The organism is Novosphingobium terrae (assembly GCF_017163935.1).
Taxonomy (GTDB): Bacteria; Pseudomonadota; Alphaproteobacteria; order Sphingomonadales; family Sphingomonadaceae; genus Novosphingobium; species Novosphingobium terrae.
On the sequence record NZ_JABVZR010000002.1, the window covers coordinates 1,018,440 to 1,036,205 of the forward strand.

The window sequence follows — 17,766 nt, forward strand, 5'->3', positions numbered from 1 at the left end:
GGCGCGCTAGTGCGACTTGCCGTCATTGCCTAACCAGGTGTCATATGCTCCTGATTGCAACATATGGGCCCATGCACCAATATAAGCTGCCTGGCCGCTATGCTCAGAGCCGGAGATCTCGGCCGCCACCGCTACGTTACCCAGCATGTTGGCAAACTCTGCCCTGGAGCAAATACTGCTACGCTCGAGCAATGCACTCAGCACCACCATAACGGCGCCGAAAGCTCTAACGGCATCATCATCCATAGCTTGCCTCCTTGGTGTGAGAGGTCAGAATGGGCTGATCTGGAAGCTTTGCCTATGCAGGAAAAGCGGTATGGACTTTTACGAGATTAGCGCGGTGTGCTCAACGCACGGTCGCCGGAAGATCAGGCCAAAACAAATTGAAAAAGTCGGGTGTTGGCTCATCGGACTGCCGCTTTCTGGTGAGCGGTATCGGAACACCGTACTCGACAGCCGCCTAATTCAGCTTCCCCGCTTATCCCTGCGTTGCGGCCCGCACGCACGAAGCCATCGTAGCCAGATGCTCCGCTCGCCGCCCGAATTCAATTCCATCGCCCTGAGCGGCTTCAGCAGCCTGAGCAACACTGTCGGCGAATTCGGCCATTGAGCAAATCCCGTCCCGTTCGAACAGCACTGCGATGTCTACGAGAATCGCGCCAGCAGCCTTTGGAACATCATTGTACATAGGTTGCCTCCTTCCTAAGGATAGCCCGATAGCTTTCTGAGGTAGGGAGGCCAATACGTCAAAGGGAGTAAAAGTATCTCTAAATCGCAATTCTGCGGTCACTGTGCAGTGACACGTCCCCAAGAGTGCGTCAAAATGGTATCGCACCCATGCACCCAAAAAACCAAGCAACGGACCGAGTACATCTCATATTTTACCAATTAATTAATCTATGATCTCGTTTACATAATTTAAAAAATATTTATAGATTTAGCATTGTTAAAATTCCTTCCGCCTTTCATTCATGAATTTAGCCTTCCGTCCAGATTATGGCCTAATTAAATTTCATTTCTTCAATCAACCTTAATCGACGTGCACTTCTTTTGATCGCTGGTTGAGATTTTCGTCCGCGCTACGCCCCGAAGCCGTTTCGAAAGAAAGTCGCGCAAGATATCCGCCCCGGATCGCGGCGGACCACCTCCTCGCTGTTCTCGCCTGTCATTAGGCCATCGAACAAGCCTCCCGGGGGCGGTAAGGTTACCTCAGGATAGAGACACGAAGGATTCGGAGATGGGTACGGACAGCAGCCAGCCACTTGCGCTTCTGATCGATGGGGACAATGCATCCCCCAGGATCATCGAGGGCCTGCTGGCGGAAATTGCGAATTACGGTACCGCAAGCGTCAAGCGGATCTACGGCGACTGGACCAAGCCCAACCTGGGGGGCTGGAAGCAGTGCCTGCTCGAGCACTCCATACAGCCCATCCAGCAGTTCGCCTATACCACCGGCAAGAATGCGACCGACGGGGCCATGATCATCGATGCGATGGATCTTCTCTATACCGGCAGGTTCGCCAGCTTCTGCATTGTTTCGAGCGACAGCGACTTTGCGCGCCTCGCAGCGCGGATCCGCGAGCAGGGCGTGACGGTCTATGGATTCGGGGAGCGCAAGACCCCTCGCCCGTTCATCACGGCATGTGACAAGTTCGTCTATTTTGACGTGCTCGGCAGTTCCAATGGGCAAGGCGAGGCCGAGCAGGGCCCCTCATCCAAAGCTTCGGCCACGCGTCATGTGCAGGAGGAGGCTCCGCTCGCTCATCCTGCCCTCATTATGCTAGCCAAAGCGATCACCGCATCAGCAGATGAGGATGGTTGGGCCAATCTTGCCCGCGTGGGAGCGCATCTAGCGAAGCAGTCTGCGGATTTTGATGCTCGCAACTATGGCTTTGTGAGGCTTTCGGACCTCGTTGAGGCTTCCGGCATCGCTGAGATCGCACGGGTGGGTGATCATCCCAAGGTGGTGATGGTCCGCCTCAAAAAAAGCGCTGCGGCCTATTTCGCGAATTGGCCAACACAACAATAGGGGCACTATGATTTACCAGTGATGCCTTTTTCCATATTCCTACAATGTTTCGGAACGCCAGCATCTAAAGCTTCTCAAACGAGAGTAATGAAAAAAAGCGCCCCGGTTACGAGGCCTTCCGAAATGGCGCAATGCTCAATGACGAATTTCAGACCACATTCATTTCCAGCAATCCACCTAGAGGCGTGCAATGGCTTTGTTGACCTATCCAATGGCCTTGGTTTGGAAACCGCCGGGCCAGGTTGGCTGCGTCAGATGCGGCAGGTCAACAACCTTATCGTTGAGCGCCACGTCAATCATGTGCCTCCACAAAAGCGCGGCATGATCTCGATCTTTGATCGGCTTGACCTCAAAGCCATCTGAATCATTGGAAGAGCCATGGAATAGGGCCTTATTCGAAAGCATCGCCTCGGTCGGCTCGCGCAACGCGGTAAGCACGGCGCGTGCAATAGCAGTAGGCATAATATCGCCCTCAATCAGCAGCATTTCAGTTGCTTTGGTCTTAGGCTCGTAGTCACTCATGTAAGGCGCGGGATTGCCATCCTCGTCCCGGTCAGCAATCGCCTCAATGATAACCAATGCAAGGCGCTCGATCATGCTATCTACCATATATCCCCCATGTGATTAAGCCGCTCCAAGCACCCGTTCTACCGCTGCCGGGTCAGCAGCAATCAACTTCAACAGCGTGCGGGCTGGTGCGTCAGGCATGCGGCGCCCTTGCTCCCAATCGCGGATTGTACCAACAGGGATTTGATAGGCAGCGGCAAAAGCTGCCTGTGTCATCCCGGCCGCCGCGCGGATGGCCCGCACATCAATCCCCTCTACAACGCGCCTTCGGGTCGCATCGCGCTGCACGTAGGCAATGGCATCCGGTCGGCCAGCCGCGTTCCCAGAAAAGTCTTCTTCGTGCATCGTGCCAACACCTGTTCCAGGATCGTGGCCAAACCCTTGAAAATTATTCCTGGGCATCGCTCAAAGTTGCATCCTCGGACTTGTCGATAGTCAAGTGGGTCGGAGCACAACTCAAAGTTTATATGCGGCAATGCCGCATATTCTTCAAGCATTTCATGCAGCAATGCCGCACTGCTTCAAAGCGGAGCTTTGCCATTTTTCGGCCCAGACAGGCGCGCTTGCGCATCGCGAGAACCGTTGGTTGATGCTAAATTAACTGCGCCAGCCCGACAACTCACGCTGGCTTCGTGCGGGGTCCGGCAACGATGGAAATCGGCGAAATCGATGCGATGGGGATCAGGCGGAGCAGTCGAGTTTGGGCACGGTCGCACCGTGGCAAGCACAAGTTACGACCATGCCCTTGAATTCAGGCCGCGTCGGCAGCAGCAATTTTTTTGCGGCCCCGCTTGAGAGCAGCGGGAGCGGGTTCAGTGGGCAGCGCGGCTTTCGGTTTGCGACCTAGGCCGATTTTCTTTGCGAGTTCGGCCCGCTTGGCAGCGTATTCCGGAGCAACCATCGGATAATCGGAATTGAGATTCCACCTGGTTCGGTAGTCTGCCGGGGTGAGATCGTGATCGGCAGAAAGATGCCGTTTGAGCATCTTCATTTTCATGCCGCATTCTAGGCATGTGAGAGCATCGGGCTTTACAGAAGCGCGGATCGATACTGCGGGCTCTCGCTTTTCTGCGACACCTTCCGGCTCTTTGCCGAGATTTTCCAGCGAGGCGTAGACGGATTGGATCAGTCGCGGCAATTCTTCGATTGCGACATTGTTGTGGCCCACATGAGAAGAAACAATATCGGCAGCGAGGGTCAGCAGCGTTTTATCGGTCAAGGTAGAGCCTTTCCTGGTGCTATCGGAACCCTGACTTTACATCACAAGCTGCGGTTCGCCATGGGAATTTCGTTTGAACGATAGGCAGAGAGAATGATCCTGCGCACGGTGAATGGCCGCATCTCACACCAAATTTGCGGCATCTTTGCCGTTATCAATCGCTAATAGCTGCCATTCCGGAGCCTACGACTGCCTGGTTGTCGAGACATCGCTCTCCGCAGGGTGAGGCTCTGCTAACCGCTGGCAAAGGTGCCCTACAGGGCCTTAGACCAGTCCCTCATAAGCCGCCCCATGCTAATGAGGATGACAATCGCCGGAGAGCATGACGCAGGCGCTTTCAATGGGGCCAGGTCCAAGCCGATCTCTTTTGATTATACCTATAATCCACCGCACGAGAGCTGGCTCAGAAACTCGCGAAATCCAGAGTGGCATAGTAAAAACATGTAGAAATAGGAAAATGAAATCGAAGCCATATCTTTTTAGATTCTAGCAATCTCAGGAGATGGCTGAATGTCTGATGCAATGCACCGGGGTTTTGCAACACCCGACGAAGCTCTGTCTGCTCGGGAAGACCTCGACGCCGACTGCGTGGCGATGCTTGACCTGTTGATCAATCATCTCGCCGATGATGATGATCATCCCGAAGTTTGGGCCATGCTGGGCGATTGGCGCAGAAATTCGGATCTCCCGAAGGTTCTCGATACGCTCCGTAGTGCGCGCACCCACATCTCGCACCTTGGCATAAGGCGAGCCCTCGACATTCTGGAAGGTGTGCTGGTCGGCCTGCTGAAAGACAAATCCGCCGGACTGGCCCTACTCAAGACGATCGCAGCGTCGAACGCCGCCTCGCCGCAGGTGGCTGGCGCCTCCTTCTTTGTTAGCCGCATCGACGATCCTGAGCGGAGCGCCGATCTCTCGGCACGCTTCTGCTCAGCCCCCTTCACCAAGTTTGAAACGTTGGTCGATGGCACGGTTGCGCCATGCTGTTCGATCTGGACCCAAAAACGCCTTGGCCATCTCGACCGCCAGACTTTCGATGAGATCTGGAACAGCGCCGATGCGCAGACAATGCGCGAAAGCATCCTGGATGGATCTTTCCGCTTCTGCCACAAGCAGCGCTGCACATACATTCTGGAAGACACCTTGCCACTGCGCGATGATGTGCAGGAACCGGCCTTGCGCACGATCATTGATGAGGGCCTGACAGACCTGTCTACCACGCCGGACTGGCTGTTTTTGGCGCATGACCCAACTTGCAATCTGGCCTGCCCTTCATGCCGCTCTGGGCTAGAGATCGCCAGCCCGGCACAGCAGGCCCGCTTTGACATCATTCTGGACAAAGTCCTCCGCCCACTGCTGGACAACGGCGATAATCTGATGGTGTCGCTATCTGGCCAAGGGGATCCATGGTCGAGTCCACATTACCGTTCCATCTTGCGGCATATGGCCGACAACGATCTTAATCTCAGGCTAGACCTGAACACCAATGCCCTGCTGATGGGGGAACAGCGTTGGGCCGAATATGTCGAGCTTGAACGCTATGCGCCCAAGGTCAATGTTTCGATCGATGCCGCCACTCCGTGGGTTTTTGAGCATGTTCGCCGACCCGGGAAATGGCCGAGACTGATCGAAAATCTGCGTTTCTTGGCGCATCAGCGCAAAGCCGGTACCTTCTCCAAATATTCCCTGAATGCTACGATCCAGCTCGATAATTTTCAGGATCTTCCGGCGCTCGTGGCTCTGGCCGAAGTACTGGAGGCCGATGAGATCCTGTTTTACATGATCCAGAACACCGGGGCACATCTGCACGCCGGCTATTCCAGACTAAACATCGCTGATCCGGCCCACCCGCTGCATTTGGCCTTCCTGGAAACCCTGCGAGATCCCTGTCTGAATCGCCCTCAGGTGCATATGTACGATCTCGCCGTCTGGCGCTCCATCGCGATGAAACAGCACCTGCCTTCGGATGAACTGGGCGGCGACTGGACCCGCAAGACGGCCATTGAGGCGATCCGCGCACGCGTGATGGACAATGACTTTGTTGCCGCCGCAGCGCTCTGCGCCGCAACGCGGATACGCAACCCTGCCGATACCGATATTCTGCGCGCCGAAGGCGCCGTGCTCGACGCGCTGGGCTTTCAGCAGCAAGGAGACTGGCGCCGCGCCATGGCCAATGCTGCAGATGATAAATCACGCGGAAGGGTGATTGATAGAATTCTTTGTTAATCAGCTCTTACGCTAGCCAGCATGAACTGCTTGGGAAGCCAGGTCCTACAAGTGAATTGAACTGCTCCGAGGGAGAACCGCCTCTGCTCCTTCGGAGGTGTGCTCCCTGAATAAGCCTTTGACGGGCTGGCCAGCTAGTCTAGCTCGATTGGTTCATTCTAGGATTTCAGGATATGGGCCTACGCTCGCCAGCCTATTGCAGCATAGCTTTGAAGTGCGAGAAGGCATTCAGATTTGCTTGAATTTCGGGTTATGGGCAAGCAACCAGCGTAGCTAGGCGCTGCGGCTTCGAAGTTTGCTCTGACAGAGGCGCGTTTGTGATCTGATCGATTGGTTCGGACACGCATTACGTATTTCTATCAAAATAGACTATGCAATCTTTTACCTTGTTTATTTACCACTCGGCGAGCTGAAGTTCTGCCATCCCGGCAGCGTGCTTTCAGCCTGCCGAGAGCGAACATGAACGCGCCCATCACTTTGTCCGCATTCACCGCAACCGCCGCGCCGCGGTTGGATCTGCTGCCGCACGAGCTCCCTGAGGCGCTCGACTGGTTCCCGCAGGCCCGGGTTCTCAGCCTTGATTGTTTCGACACGCTGCTCTGGCGCGACACCCATGTGCCCGGCGACGTGTTTACCACGTTGCCCGGCATCAACCCGGTGCAGCGGCGCTGGGCCGAGGGCATGGCGCGCGAGCTTTCCGGCTTCGCCCACAACCGCAATGAAGTCTCGATCGACGAAATCTACCTGCAGTTGATGCCCCGGGCCCCGCAGGCCGCCCGCGACGCCGCGATTGCCGCCGAATTGCGGGCCGAAACGCAGGCCTGCTTCGCTTTTGCTCCCACCGTGGAACTGATGCGTCGCGCCAAGGCGCGCGGATTGCAGGTCATCATCGTCTCTGACACCTATCTCGACGCCGCCCAGCTGAAAGGCCTTATCGAACGCGCCGCCGGCGCGGATGTCGCTGCGCTGATCGACCGGATCTTCGTCTCCAGCGCCTATGGCCAGCCCAAGGCGCTCGGTCTTTACGCTCAGGTGCTGCGTAAGCTTTCCGCCAAACCGCATCAGATCCTGCACATTGGTGACAATCACGGCGCTGACGTGGTGGGCGTAGGCGCCCATGGCGTTTCCACACTTCATCTCAAGCAGTTCCTTCCCGAACTCGAGCAGCAGTTGCGGCTTGAGGCGGGCCTTGGCGCCATGATCCATCCGATCAACAACGCTGTCACCGCCGTTCAGCCGCACCGGGCCCCGCTGGCCGCAGCCCTGCCCCTGCAGGACAGCGCCGCTGCTCGCCTGGGCATGGCAGTGATGGGGCCGATCCTGACGGGCTTCGACATCTGGCTGCGCCAGGAGGCCGAGAAGCTCTCCGCCGAGCACGGCGGGCGCGTCCATTACCTTTTCCTGATGCGCGACGGCTGGCTGCCCATGCGGATCCACGCCGCGCGCGGCGATGCCTCCAACGAGCGCTTCAGCACCCATCCCATTGAGATCAGCCGCTTCACCTCCACCGCCTCCTGTTTCACCGATGAGCGCGAAGTCTCACGCTATATGGAAGGGCAGAGTGGCACGCCTGCGTGGGTGCTCGGCCGTCAGCTTCTGCTGCCACCCGGCGAAGTCGAGCAGATCAGCGGCAATCTGTCACCCCTGGACGCCTGCATCGCCCTGCATCGCGAGATGCGCAAGACGCCACGTAAGCGCGCCACCGTGGCGGCCTCGCGCGCTTTTGCCAAACGGCTGATCGCCCATGTGCGTGCCGTGGCCGATCCCGCGCCGGGCGACACGCTGATGCTGGTCGATCTGGGCTATAATGGGTCGGTGCAGAACCGCATCGACACGCTGCTGTCTGAGGCGCTCGATGTTCATGTCGCGGGCCGTTATTTGCTGCTGCGCGAGGTCAACAAGCCAGGCTATGACAAGCGCGGCTTCATCGATTCCAGCCATTACGACGATTTCGCGCTCAACGCGCTGACCGCCAGCGCCTCGGTACTGGAACAGCTCTCCACCACCGGCATGGGCTCGGTGATCGACTACACAGATGCTGGTGAACCGATCCGGCGTTCCAGCTCGATCTCCGCCGAACAGTCAGCGGTGCGCGAGGCTGTACAGGAAGGCGCCATCGCCTTCGCCCATGCGCTACCGCAGGCCACGCTGCGCGGCGAACATGGACGTGACCCGGTAGACCTCTGGCGCCCTGCTGTCACCTCAGTGATGGCGCGGCTGATGTTCATGCCGCTTGACCATGAGCTGGCGGTAATCGAGCGCTTCGAACATGACGTCAACATGGGCACCGACGAATATCGCGCCCTGTTCGATCCTGCCCTGGCGCGCACCGGCCTACGTCAGCAGGGCCTATTTTATCTCAACAGCACCGATCGCATGTATCTGCCCGCCGAACTGAAGGGAGAAGGGCTCGCCCCGCGCCTGACGGTGCTGGCAATGCGGCGCTTCGGCCTGCCCTTCACCTTCATGGATTTCACCGGCAAGACGGTGGAACTGCCGGTGATCTTTGCCGACAACCAAACTGGCGGTGTCTTTGAACAGACCATCGCCGCCAGCGCCACGCATGATGGCTTCTATGTGGCTGCAATACCCATGGGTGAGGCGCGCTATGGTATTGCCTTGCGACTGGGTGCCAAGTTCGAATGGGTGGAGTTGGACAGTGTCCGCGTCATGCCTCAGGCCGATTTCCTGAGCGAAAAGCTGTCCGCCACCGAACGCCACATCTCCCCCGAACCTTTGCTGGAAGGGATCGAGCGTGTGACATCGCGTCTGCTGCGCTGCCACAATAAGGCTGGCTTCCTGATGGTCAACGCGCCTGCACAGGTCTCACGGCGCGAGCCCTTGATCCTGCTGGTAGCCTTTCGTCCACTGACGGAAGACTGACCCCTTACAATCTTTCCTTAAAAAGGGGCCCGGTTCGGCGTTACTCGATCCCGGGCCCCTTTTTTTCTGGTGATGCCGCACCGCAAAGAAGCGATGCAGCGTGCCGATCCCGACTGAGGCGCTGCGCTTGATCAATCTGGCCCGCATTCCGGCGAGGATCATGGAGCCTTGCTCGGCAACCAGTTCCCGGATGACTGCACCCTGCGCTTCAATCCTACTAGAGTGCCGATCGTCACCGCACGGCTTGGCCACAGCCTGCCCATGCTAAAGCGCAAATCGCTGCCAGCGGATCGCACGCGATACGCTGACGCCGCAGTAAATGGCCAGAGATGGGCAACTCCAGGCGCTGCCAATCGCAGCAACTACCCTCCCCCGAAGGTCCGGTGAAAAAGATCACGCCATCCATTCAAACTCCTGCAACAGCTTGGATTTTGAATCACTGCCGACCAGTGAAGGGAATCCCCGCCGATTCAATTCGTGTGAAATCGCTGACAAATTTGCCCTTCATGACCGCCGATTGCGGGCCTTCATCCGGCACTCCCGAACTGAAACCTCCGGCAAATCCGGTGCGGTCCACACAGACCAGATCCGCACCCCGTAAGACGTATAACATCCTTCCGAAATTTTCCGCTGAACAGAAATGCATTCACGAGGGGTGATCGCCCTAAGACATGATGCCATTGCCCACCATGGCACTGGCGGTGACTATTAAGGCGAATGGCAAGTGGAATCATCATACTCTGACCACGTGGTGTGCACGCTTACGTGGGTTGAAGCCCTCACGCTGCGGCGGCTACTCTCTCCGACGCGCCGATTGACGGAATAGCAGGAATGAACCATTCGAGTTTCCGCTCGATATGGTCGATACCTCCACCGATACCCCACCTATGTAAAATCGATGCTTCGTCCCAAAATTTACGCGTCTGGCACTAGCAAATCTTCTCAATCAGGATAGACGGGGAACACGGACTGTAACGCTTCCGCATTCGGTCTTTGTTTTGTGTATCCGGGCTTCATGCGACCCGTCCCGGATACACAATTCATCACTGCAGGCGGTTCAAGCAATGAACTCACAAAAATGGTTCATTGTGGAATTTATACTGGTCGGGGCGTTGTTGCTCATGCCGATTGCGATTGGCGTTTGGCCCCTTGGATAATTTTTTGCTACCGTTAATGCTTCAACTTATCCAGCCTAGATGCTAATGCACAATGCCTGAAGGCTTAGATGCGCAGTCAGCCCTTCACGTCGCTCGAGTATGCCATTTTATTTCGACCCTCCGGGAGGAAGATATGAGCGAACCGACGATTGACCCTTACATTGAATGATTGAAATTGATCCAGAAGCACCTGAGACATGCGGGCAAGAAGAAGATCGAGCACCATGTTAAGCTGGCCATTGAAGCGCTATCACGCTCCACGGAAGTACCCGGAAGCGGCAGACCTCCTCCTGATCCGCAATGAAGGAACAACGGCTATGCTCAGTTCCGCCTTCGGCAGCCACGACCGCGCCGCGATCAAGGCATAGCTCTCCACAGCGCGATGCACCTCCCGCTAACATACGCGACATTCAGGGCCCTTTTCGTGATTGTCGAAAGGGTCCTTTCATTCATCCCAAACTCAACGGTTAAGACTTCTGGCAAATTCAGAGCGGTTGAATATTTGCCGCTACAGGTTCCAAGCCCCGACTTTCCACTTAGCCTAATTGGAAAAAATTCCTGCAGACTTCAGATCTGGTTGCAAGCGAAGATCCTGGCGGCCCTAGAAATGCGAGGCCTCCCTTGAGCTTCAGATAAAGCTGTCAGTGTATGGTGCCGGGTCCCTCGGACGCCTTCTTATGTAGCGTGGGTTTATGAAACCCGACCCGGCAGGGACAAAGCTGCATTCATCCCGCGAGTTGGTCAAGCGCAGTTTACAACTAAACTAGGCACTTATGACGTCGACTCCGGCAAATGCCCTTGAAATACGTCAAACATACACCAGATTTTTCAGGGTTCAGATAAAATGAACAATGGAAATCAGGCCAGCCAGGCCCCATTCAAACAAAGAGATTTATAAGATTCGCATGATGTCTGTGAGTGCTGGTCGTAATCTCCCCAAATGTGCTGGTTGAAAATTCCCCAGTTTGAGGACTGCGCCTGATGGGAATGGGGGCATGCCCCCATTCCCATCAGGCGGCACATTTATCCCTGCTGATGCCGAAGGAAGGGCGCGCAGGTGATAGGACTGAGGGAGGTCGTTTTGATCCAGGAACTCAAGAGGCAGGGGCTGAGTATCAGCGCCATTGCGCGCCAAACCGGGCTTGATCGCAAGACGGTGAAGAAATATCTGGCCAGCGGGCTGGAGGCACCAGCCTATACCCCGCGCAAGCCGGCCATCAGCGCGGTAGAACCCCACCGCCATTATCTGCTGGAGCGGATGACCGCTTATCCTGGCCTGTCGTCACGCAGACTGCATCGCGAGATCCGCGACATGGGCTACAAGGGGGCTTATTCGTCGCTGACGGAATACCTGCGCCAGATCCGTCCGCCAGTGCCCAGGACCTATGAGCGGCGCTTCGAGACAGGCGCCGGCGTCCAGGCTCAGGTCGACTTTGCGGAATTCCAGACGGTCTTCACCAGTGAACCGGGCGTTGTGCGTAAGGTCTGGCTGTTTAGCATGGTGCTGGGACACAGCCGTTGGCTATGGGGGCGGTTCTGCCCGAACCAGGGGCTGGAAACGGTGATGCGCTGTCACATCGCTGCCTTCGAGGCGATGGCGGGCTGCTGCACGGAGATTCTCTATGACCGCATGAAGACTGCCGTCATCGGCGAGGATGGCGCGGGCGTGGTGACCTACAATGCCTCGCTGGTAGCGCTGCTGGCCCATTATGGCAGCGCGCCCAAGGCCTGCCAGCCCTATCGGGCCAAGACCAAGGGCAAAGTCGAGAGGCCCTTCCGCTACATCCGTCAGGATTTCTTCCTCGGCCGCAGTTTCCACGACCTCGATGATCTCAACGCCCAGTTCGATGTCTGGCGCGCGGACATCGCCAACGTCAGGCAGCATGCCACCACAGGACGGATCGTGCGCGAGCATTTCGAGGAGGAGCAGCCTCATCTGCGTGCCCTGCCGACCATGCGTTACGATGCGGTCCTGACCGTCGAACGGCGGATCAGCTGCGAGGGGCTGGTGGCGGTGGCCGGCAATTATTACAGCGTGCCCGACACCGCCCGCCGCCGCGTGGTTGAGGTCCAGCACCATACCCATGAGGTCCGGATCTTCGAGGAGGGGCAACTCATCGCCCGGCATCCCGTGTTGGAAGGCAAAAACCGCAAGCGGATCGAGCCAGGCCATCGCAAGGCCCCGCCGGTGAAACGCGCCGAGATGTTGCCTGCGACACCGGCGATGCCGATGCTCCAGCGCCCTCTGGCCTTTTACGGTGCGGTGGGTGAACGCCTGGCCAGCCTCAATACCAAAGGTGCCGCATGATGTCGGTTACCGAACGCATCCGGCAAAGCCTGCTGGCCCTGCATATGGCTCGCGCGCTCGAAACGCTCGATCACACGCTGGGCAGGCTGGAAAAGGGCGAGATCAGCGCCATCGAGGCCATCGACGATCTGCTGGCCGAGGAGCTGAACCTGCGTGAGGGGCGGCGCATCGGAGTGGCGCTGCGCACCGCCCGCCTCATGCCGATCAAGACCATCGAGAGCTTCGACTTCTCCTTCCAGCCCTCGCTCGATCGGCATCGCATCACCGCGCTGGCCCAGCTCGAGTTCATCAACCGGGCCGAGGTGCTGCATTTTCTCGGGCCACCCGGCACCGGAAAATCCCACCTGGCCACCGCCATCGGCGTGGCCGCCGTCAGGGCCGGGCGCAGCGTTTATCGCTGTTCGCTGGCCGAGCTGATCGAGGCGCTCACCAAGGCCGAGCGCGAGAGCCGCCTGGTCGAGAAAATCCGCTTCTACGCTCGCGCCTCGCTGCTGATCGTCGATGAGATCGGCTACCTTCCCATCACGCCGGGCGGGGCCAACCTCTTCTTCCAGCTCGTCAATGCCCGCTATGAAAAGGGCGCCATGATCCTGACGTCCAACCGCGGCTTTGCCGAATGGGGCGAGGTCTTTGGCGACCCTGTCGTCGCCACCGCGCTGCTCGATCGGCTGCTTCACCATGCCGTCGTCGTTCAGATCGAGGGGGCGAGCTATCGCCTGCGCCAGCATGCCGATCTGATCCCAGAGCACGCACGGGCTCACGCAAATCTGATGCCGCCGCCTGCACCAAGACGCCGTGGCAGGCCGCCAAAACATGGAGCCATCGATCATCTCAATGGCTGATCACCATATCCGCGCTGGGGAATTTTGCGCCAGCACATGTGGGGAAATTTAAAACAGCATTTACAGATGTCGAAAGACACACTCCATGCGTAAGTTACCCTACGCAGCATTAATGGCTACCGCCCTCACCGGGTCGCCGGGCGTAGTTTCGTCTGCCAGCGCCCAGGACTGGGGTGCGCGCTACGGCTATGACCGTCATTACGATGACCGTCGCCGTGATGACCATTGGCGCGATCACCGCAACCACGAATGGCAGCATCGCGATTCGTACGCCTACAACGATCAACGTTATTGGGATCGCAACCGTGAAGACCGTTGCCGCCGGGATCGTTGTAGGTAATAGCCCGCGCAATCAGATTTGATGGCGGTTGGAGCTTCCCGCTATCAAAAGAGGGGCCGGTGCCGGGGGGCACTGGCCTCTCGCCGTATCAAGATCGGATCGGAGAACCCAGATCTCGGTGTCATCTTGCAAGGTTTGTTGCCCCCATCACAGATCGCCGCCATGAGCTCCCGCTCCAGCCTCTCGATGCCGTTCGTGCTGGCATCGACTCTCGAAACATCGATGGTTTCCTCATTGCCGTTCATCAGATCCTCGTATCTCAAGATTTAAGCGACCCGAGACTCCGCAGGGGGATTTCAAGTGGGCGCTGTTTCACGACAGTGATTGCCACAGCAAGGGTGATGCGCTTTCATCCCTCACAGGTTCAGTGCCGACGCCGAAAGGCCCACACGAGCTTAGCGAGACTTGCGATCACTCCAGCGAGCGCGGTCAGGTAGGTGGCGGTCGATATGTCCATCGTTCGACTCCAATGGTTGAGACGGCAATTGTTCCACATATGTTCCATGTAGGACAGATGACGCTGCCTCGAACTCTTGGCTGAACGATCGCTGATGGCGGGCGACGCTGACATAGCTGTCGTTCCCGGGTCCGATTGACCACGTCAAAAGCTGACGGTCATACAACTTCCTTGCAGAGACCCTGACTGTCAGGCCTTGGGACATTGCTGCCTAACGGAGGTCGGTGCCCAACATCCAGCGCGTCTGATCGCCCTCTCTCGGCGGGAACCATAAGCTACGCCCCGATCAGCTGCTCCCCCAGCCGCCGCCCGTGGTGGTGAAATAGTCGCGCTCCCGCAGCTCCATTCCCAGATCGAGCACATCATTGAGATGAGACATTTCTCGCCCGATCAGATCATCAAACAGGCGCAAACCTGCCGATCGCAATCCTCTAGAACGCTTTTCGAGATGCGCGAGCATGGATTTGACTTTCCCCTGGACAAAACGCTCCGCTCGCCCCCCAGCAAGGCCGAAGAGTTCCAAAAAGGCAGAGATATCGTCTCCGGAGATTGCCTCAAGCGTTTGGGCTCTGCCGATATCGAAGGCCAGCTGATCGGTATATCGCTTGTTCAGTTGGATCGGGAGCAGATCATAAAAAGGAGCAAGGCGGGGCGTGCCATCCGGCCCATAAAGGATCGAATGGTTCTTGGCATGATTATCGTTGTTCCCGATCGCCAGGTTGAAAAAGGTGATGAGCAGAAAATTCTGGATCGCCTGCGCGGGGTGATCCAGTCCCTGCAACACACTGTAGATCGCCTTGGCATCGAAAATACGCTCTGCAGAAGCGGCGCGCTGATATTTGAGACCCGACGGGAGAGCCAGAGCCTGGGCGAAGTCCTCCTGATGCAAGCGGTAGACCACCCCGTCCTGCACAACGCGATCGTATCGCTCGATCAACAGAGCCTGGATACCCTCGATCACCACATGATCGGAACGTGACGTGTCGAAGCCGCAGCCGCGCGCCAATTGGATCGCGGCCGCCTCCTGCAAGGCTTCGCTCGCCTCATCGAGTCGAGGCACCTTGAGAATATGGGTCGCCGGGACCTTGCGGCCAGGGGCTGGCAAAGCAAATTGCCCATCAGGCAGGAGCGTCAACGAGATCTTGCTTTGGACACCTGCGACGGCCGACGGATCGATGTCGCCGACAGCTTCGCGATTAGCCAGCCGTCGCACAATCGTCTCAATTTCATCCTTGGGGAGCGGCCGATAGTCTTCGCCGAGATTGCCAGGGACCTTGATGGGCGGCGAGCCGGTCGGCAGGCAGGAAATCGCGCCCGAGCAATCCGCGCCAATGTGGTACAGGATGCCGACGATTTCGGATCGCTGAAGGCCTTCGCGATCCATCACCTGCTGGATGAGATTGCTCTCGGGGAGGAGGTTGTCGAAAAAGGGCCGTGCAACAAGGTCACCGACCGGGGCGTCATCAAGTGGAAGTGACAGCGACAGAGGCCTCCCCGCCCTGAGAAACTCCGGCCTGTACCGGAATTCGACATCGCCATTGTCCAGCGCATCGAGCTTTCCAGCCGGCGCATCATAACCATCCAGCCAGATGTCGAGCGAGAGACGAACGCTCATCCTAGAAAGCCCAGTTTAATTCCAGCCGCCTGACAGACCGCAAGCACGCGTCCCATTTCAAGGCTCGCCTTGCCATGTTCGAGCTCACTCAAGAAGCGTCGGCCGACACCTGCTAAATCCGCAAAGCTCTGCTGCGTCATCCCCATTGCGCGGCGTGCTTCGCGAATGCGCTGGCCGACATCGGCAACCGAGAGGATCGGCGCCTGTTCTTGCAGCCGAACCGCTGGCGCGCCAGCAGGACGGTTATCTGCACTCTCAACGACATCGCTCTTGCCTGGCAATCTCGAGGCGACGCGGTCCGCGTGGGATGTATGCTCCCGGCGGCGGGGCGCCTCGATCAAGAGGTGCGATGGCTTGGGAACGGACGGCTGCAAATACGCGAGCTGGGCAGGTTCGGAGCCATAATACTGCGCAGCCTCGTGCTGTTCGGTTGCTCTGCGCAGCTCTTTGAGTGGTCCTGCCCCTAAGGCCGTCAGGGCATCTTGCACGGGGGAGGTGTAAAGGTGCGCGCGCGATGCAGAAGCGATCTGCTCTCCGATCGAGCTCGCAACGGCGCTTGGCAAGTCCGAAGCCAGATTGGATGCGGCGTATTGCTGACCAATCGTGGGCATCATTACGGGTGTCGCCATGGATTTCTTCACCAGATCCGTAGCCTTGGCAGCCTGGCCAGCCACTTCGCGTCCTATCCCCGATGCAGCCACGCTGACGGGCGGCTTGAGGGCTTTGGTGATCGACTCCAGAACTGTCGGCTGCAAAAGCTGGCTGTCGACAGCACTAGCAAGACTCGAAGGGAAGATCGGTGCAGCAAGCGCTTTGGATACCGCGTCCGAAATGCTCACGGTGACAGGCTTGAACAGTAGGGCCTGATGAGCAGCTGTGCCTGCATCTGACACGCCCAGCTTGTGAAGCGGCGTGAGCTCCGACAGGGACTTCGGCTCATTCGGCACAACGTCACCACTTGGAGCCGGACCTGAAACTTTACGTGATTTCGACATAGCCTCGTTCCCGTTCGGGGCGATTCTATAGCTCAATAAGGCCATGAACGCAATATGCTCCCGAACGGTAGCAGTGCTATAAACGAGCAATGATCCCGTTCGGGAAAATTATCGCGAAGCCCGTTTTGAAATGCACGCTCGGCTCCTGTTCGGGAACGAGAAACTTTGTCATGGCCGCAAGCGTCGTCCCCGCGCGATGCGCCTGCCGGGTGACGGTTGGCCGCGTCAGGCGCCCTTCGCCGATGCCCAGCGCGCGATGCGGCTGATCCGCGTGCAGACCAGGAGCTTCGGGATTGATCCGAACAGAATCGGCGTGATGGGCTTCTCGGCGGGCGGACACCTTGCAGCCATGACCGCGGCGGCGCCGGACGCGGAGCGCTATCAAAAACTTGACGCCATCGATGGCGAGACTGCCAGGCCATCTTTCGCGGCTCTCCTTTACCCCGTCATCACACTCAAGCCGCCGTTCGATACAACCCAGACGAAGCGCTGGCTCGTGGGCAAGGAGGCCACTGCCGAGGACACCCGCGATTGGTCGGTGGAGACCCATGTGAGCGCGGGCATGCCGCCGGTTTTCCTCACGCAGAACGCCGACGATCCGATTGCGGCGATCGACAACAGCCTGCTCATGTTCTCGGCCTGCCGACAGGCCAAGGTGCCCTGCGAGATGCATGTGTTCGAGAAGGGTGGCCATGGTTTTGGCATGGGGGAGGTCGGCTCCACCGACGTCGCTTGGCCGGCACTCCTCCTTGCATGGCTGAGATCCAACAGCTTTGCCTGAAGGTGACCGCGTTGAGACTATTGCGAACTGCGTAAAGGCAGTGATCGCGCTAGGCTTGGTCATTTCGACGGGATGGGAGATTGGGTTGGGGCCCGCGCGAAATAGCCGCTTGAGAGACCCATATCAGTCCATGCGATGATGATCGACGACTGATTTGCCTGCTAGCAAGGCACTGGGCATGGCCAGCTGCATGATCGGGCTGGAAACATGGCGGGAGGCTAGCGTGTTCGGCATCGAATGAGGCTCTCTGACGCGCCTTGCGCGCCTCTGACTTTTAGCAGCAGCAGGCTCCGCCAACAAACCCACCATTCTGAGCCTTGGACAGCTCCGTCGAAAACCGTGCTACA

15 protein-coding genes are annotated in these 17,766 nt (G+C 58.0%); 7 read left to right on the plus strand and 8 right to left on the minus strand.

Annotation, left to right across the window (positions count from 1 at the left end):
- Nucleotides 1-6: 6 nt before the first annotated feature.
- Together HGK27_RS22885 and HGK27_RS22890 are read right to left on the minus strand one after the other, a co-directional pair.
- A complete protein-coding gene (locus tag HGK27_RS22885; protein WP_206245202.1) occupies nucleotides 7-246 on the minus strand; it encodes a hypothetical protein in 240 nt (79 codons plus the stop codon).
- 232 nt (nucleotides 247-478) lie between these two features.
- A complete protein-coding gene (locus tag HGK27_RS22890) occupies nucleotides 479-688 on the minus strand; it encodes a hypothetical protein (RefSeq protein WP_206245203.1) in 210 nt (69 codons plus the stop codon).
- Between the two features lie 549 nt (nucleotides 689-1,237).
- On the opposite strand from HGK27_RS22890, the gene HGK27_RS22895 reads away from it, so the two are divergent.
- Nucleotides 1,238-2,029, plus strand: coding sequence for an NYN domain-containing protein (locus HGK27_RS22895; protein WP_206245204.1), 792 nt, complete (start codon nucleotides 1,238-1,240; stop codon nucleotides 2,027-2,029).
- A gap of 204 nt (nucleotides 2,030-2,233) precedes the next feature.
- On the opposite strand, the gene HGK27_RS22900 is transcribed toward HGK27_RS22895, so the two are convergent.
- From HGK27_RS22900 to HGK27_RS22910, 3 genes are all read right to left on the minus strand, one after another.
- Nucleotides 2,234-2,626 (minus strand): hypothetical protein, encoded by a 393-nt coding sequence (locus tag HGK27_RS22900; protein WP_206245205.1) that lies wholly within the window; start codon nucleotides 2,624-2,626, stop codon nucleotides 2,234-2,236.
- A 27-nt stretch (nucleotides 2,627-2,653) separates the two neighbouring features.
- Nucleotides 2,654-2,998 (minus strand): helix-turn-helix domain-containing protein, encoded by a 345-nt coding sequence (locus HGK27_RS22905; protein WP_241127767.1) that lies wholly within the window; start codon nucleotides 2,996-2,998, stop codon nucleotides 2,654-2,656.
- A 349-nt stretch (nucleotides 2,999-3,347) separates the two neighbouring features.
- Nucleotides 3,348-3,815: a MucR family transcriptional regulator gene (locus tag HGK27_RS22910; protein ID WP_206245206.1), complete on the minus strand. Its 468-nt coding sequence runs from the start codon at nucleotides 3,813-3,815 to the stop codon at nucleotides 3,348-3,350.
- 510 nt (nucleotides 3,816-4,325) lie between these two features.
- On the opposite strand from HGK27_RS22910, the gene HGK27_RS22915 reads away from it, so the two are divergent.
- From HGK27_RS22915 to HGK27_RS22935, 5 genes are all read left to right on the plus strand, one after another.
- On the plus strand, nucleotides 4,326-6,041 hold the full coding sequence (locus tag HGK27_RS22915; RefSeq protein WP_206245207.1) for an SPASM domain-containing protein: 1,716 nt from the start codon (nucleotides 4,326-4,328) through the stop codon (nucleotides 6,039-6,041).
- A gap of 459 nt (nucleotides 6,042-6,500) precedes the next feature.
- On the plus strand, nucleotides 6,501-8,924 hold the full coding sequence (locus tag HGK27_RS22920) for an HAD family hydrolase (protein WP_206245208.1): 2,424 nt from the start codon (nucleotides 6,501-6,503) through the stop codon (nucleotides 8,922-8,924).
- A 2,214-nt stretch (nucleotides 8,925-11,138) separates the two neighbouring features.
- Entirely contained in the window at nucleotides 11,139-12,389 is a 1,251-nt protein-coding gene (gene istA, locus HGK27_RS22925; RefSeq protein ID WP_206245190.1) for an IS21 family transposase, read from the plus strand.
- Nucleotides 12,386-13,231, plus strand: a complete 846-nt coding sequence (gene istB / locus HGK27_RS22930) for an IS21-like element helper ATPase IstB (RefSeq protein ID WP_206245191.1) — start codon at nucleotides 12,386-12,388, stop codon at nucleotides 13,229-13,231. Before istA ends, istB begins: the two co-directional genes overlap by 4 nt.
- 188 nt (nucleotides 13,232-13,419) lie before the next feature.
- Nucleotides 13,420-13,593, plus strand: a complete 174-nt coding sequence (locus tag HGK27_RS22935) for a hypothetical protein (RefSeq protein WP_206245209.1) — start codon at nucleotides 13,420-13,422, stop codon at nucleotides 13,591-13,593.
- Between the two features lie 22 nt (nucleotides 13,594-13,615).
- On the opposite strand, the gene HGK27_RS31470 is transcribed toward HGK27_RS22935, so the two are convergent.
- From HGK27_RS31470 to HGK27_RS31155, 3 genes are all read right to left on the minus strand, one after another.
- Nucleotides 13,616-13,816 carry a hypothetical protein gene (locus HGK27_RS31470; protein WP_407674699.1) on the minus strand — a complete coding sequence of 67 codons (201 nt, stop codon included), beginning with the start codon at nucleotides 13,814-13,816 and terminating at the stop codon, nucleotides 13,616-13,618.
- Between the two features lie 498 nt (nucleotides 13,817-14,314).
- Nucleotides 14,315-15,643, minus strand: a complete 1,329-nt coding sequence (locus HGK27_RS22940; RefSeq protein ID WP_206245210.1) for a HipA domain-containing protein — start codon at nucleotides 15,641-15,643, stop codon at nucleotides 14,315-14,317.
- A complete protein-coding gene (locus HGK27_RS31155) occupies nucleotides 15,640-16,638 on the minus strand; it encodes a helix-turn-helix transcriptional regulator (RefSeq protein ID WP_241127770.1) in 999 nt (332 codons plus the stop codon). The genes HGK27_RS22940 and HGK27_RS31155 overlap by 4 nt, the downstream gene beginning before the upstream one ends.
- 196 nt (nucleotides 16,639-16,834) lie before the next feature.
- Between HGK27_RS31155 and HGK27_RS22950 the strand changes: the two genes are divergently transcribed.
- Nucleotides 16,835-17,419, plus strand: coding sequence for an alpha/beta hydrolase (locus tag HGK27_RS22950; protein WP_206245211.1), 585 nt, complete (start codon nucleotides 16,835-16,837; stop codon nucleotides 17,417-17,419).
- Nucleotides 17,420-17,766 lie beyond the last annotated feature (347 nt).

What these genes read in the sequence shown, in the direction of transcription:
- HGK27_RS22885 (WP_206245202.1), bottom strand. Translation starts at nt 246, where the DNA reads ATGGATGATGATGCCGTTAGAGCTTTCGGCGCCGTTATGGTGGTGCTG.
- HGK27_RS22890 (WP_206245203.1), bottom strand. Translation starts at nt 688, where the DNA reads ATGTACAATGATGTTCCAAAGGCTGCTGGCGCGATTCTCGTAGACATC.
- HGK27_RS22895 (WP_206245204.1), top strand. Translation starts at nt 1,238, where the DNA reads ATGGGTACGGACAGCAGCCAGCCACTTGCGCTTCTGATCGATGGGGAC.
- HGK27_RS22900 (WP_206245205.1), bottom strand. Translation starts at nt 2,626, where the DNA reads ATGATCGAGCGCCTTGCATTGGTTATCATTGAGGCGATTGCTGACCGG.
- HGK27_RS22905 (WP_241127767.1), bottom strand. Translation starts at nt 2,998, where the DNA reads ATGCCCAGGAATAATTTTCAAGGGTTTGGCCACGATCCTGGAACAGGT.
- HGK27_RS22915 (WP_206245207.1), top strand. Translation starts at nt 4,326, where the DNA reads ATGTCTGATGCAATGCACCGGGGTTTTGCAACACCCGACGAAGCTCTG.
- HGK27_RS22920 (WP_206245208.1), top strand. Translation starts at nt 6,501, where the DNA reads ATGAACGCGCCCATCACTTTGTCCGCATTCACCGCAACCGCCGCGCCG.
- istB (WP_206245191.1), top strand. Translation starts at nt 12,386, where the DNA reads ATGATGTCGGTTACCGAACGCATCCGGCAAAGCCTGCTGGCCCTGCAT.
- HGK27_RS22935 (WP_206245209.1), top strand. Translation starts at nt 13,420, where the DNA reads ATGACCGTCATTACGATGACCGTCGCCGTGATGACCATTGGCGCGATC.
- HGK27_RS31470 (WP_407674699.1), bottom strand. Translation starts at nt 13,816, where the DNA reads ATGAACGGCAATGAGGAAACCATCGATGTTTCGAGAGTCGATGCCAGC.
- HGK27_RS22940 (WP_206245210.1), bottom strand. Translation starts at nt 15,643, where the DNA reads ATGAGCGTTCGTCTCTCGCTCGACATCTGGCTGGATGGTTATGATGCG.
- HGK27_RS31155 (WP_241127770.1), bottom strand. Translation starts at nt 16,638, where the DNA reads ATGTCGAAATCACGTAAAGTTTCAGGTCCGGCTCCAAGTGGTGACGTT.
- HGK27_RS22950 (WP_206245211.1), top strand. Translation starts at nt 16,835, where the DNA reads ATGCGCCTGCCGGGTGACGGTTGGCCGCGTCAGGCGCCCTTCGCCGAT.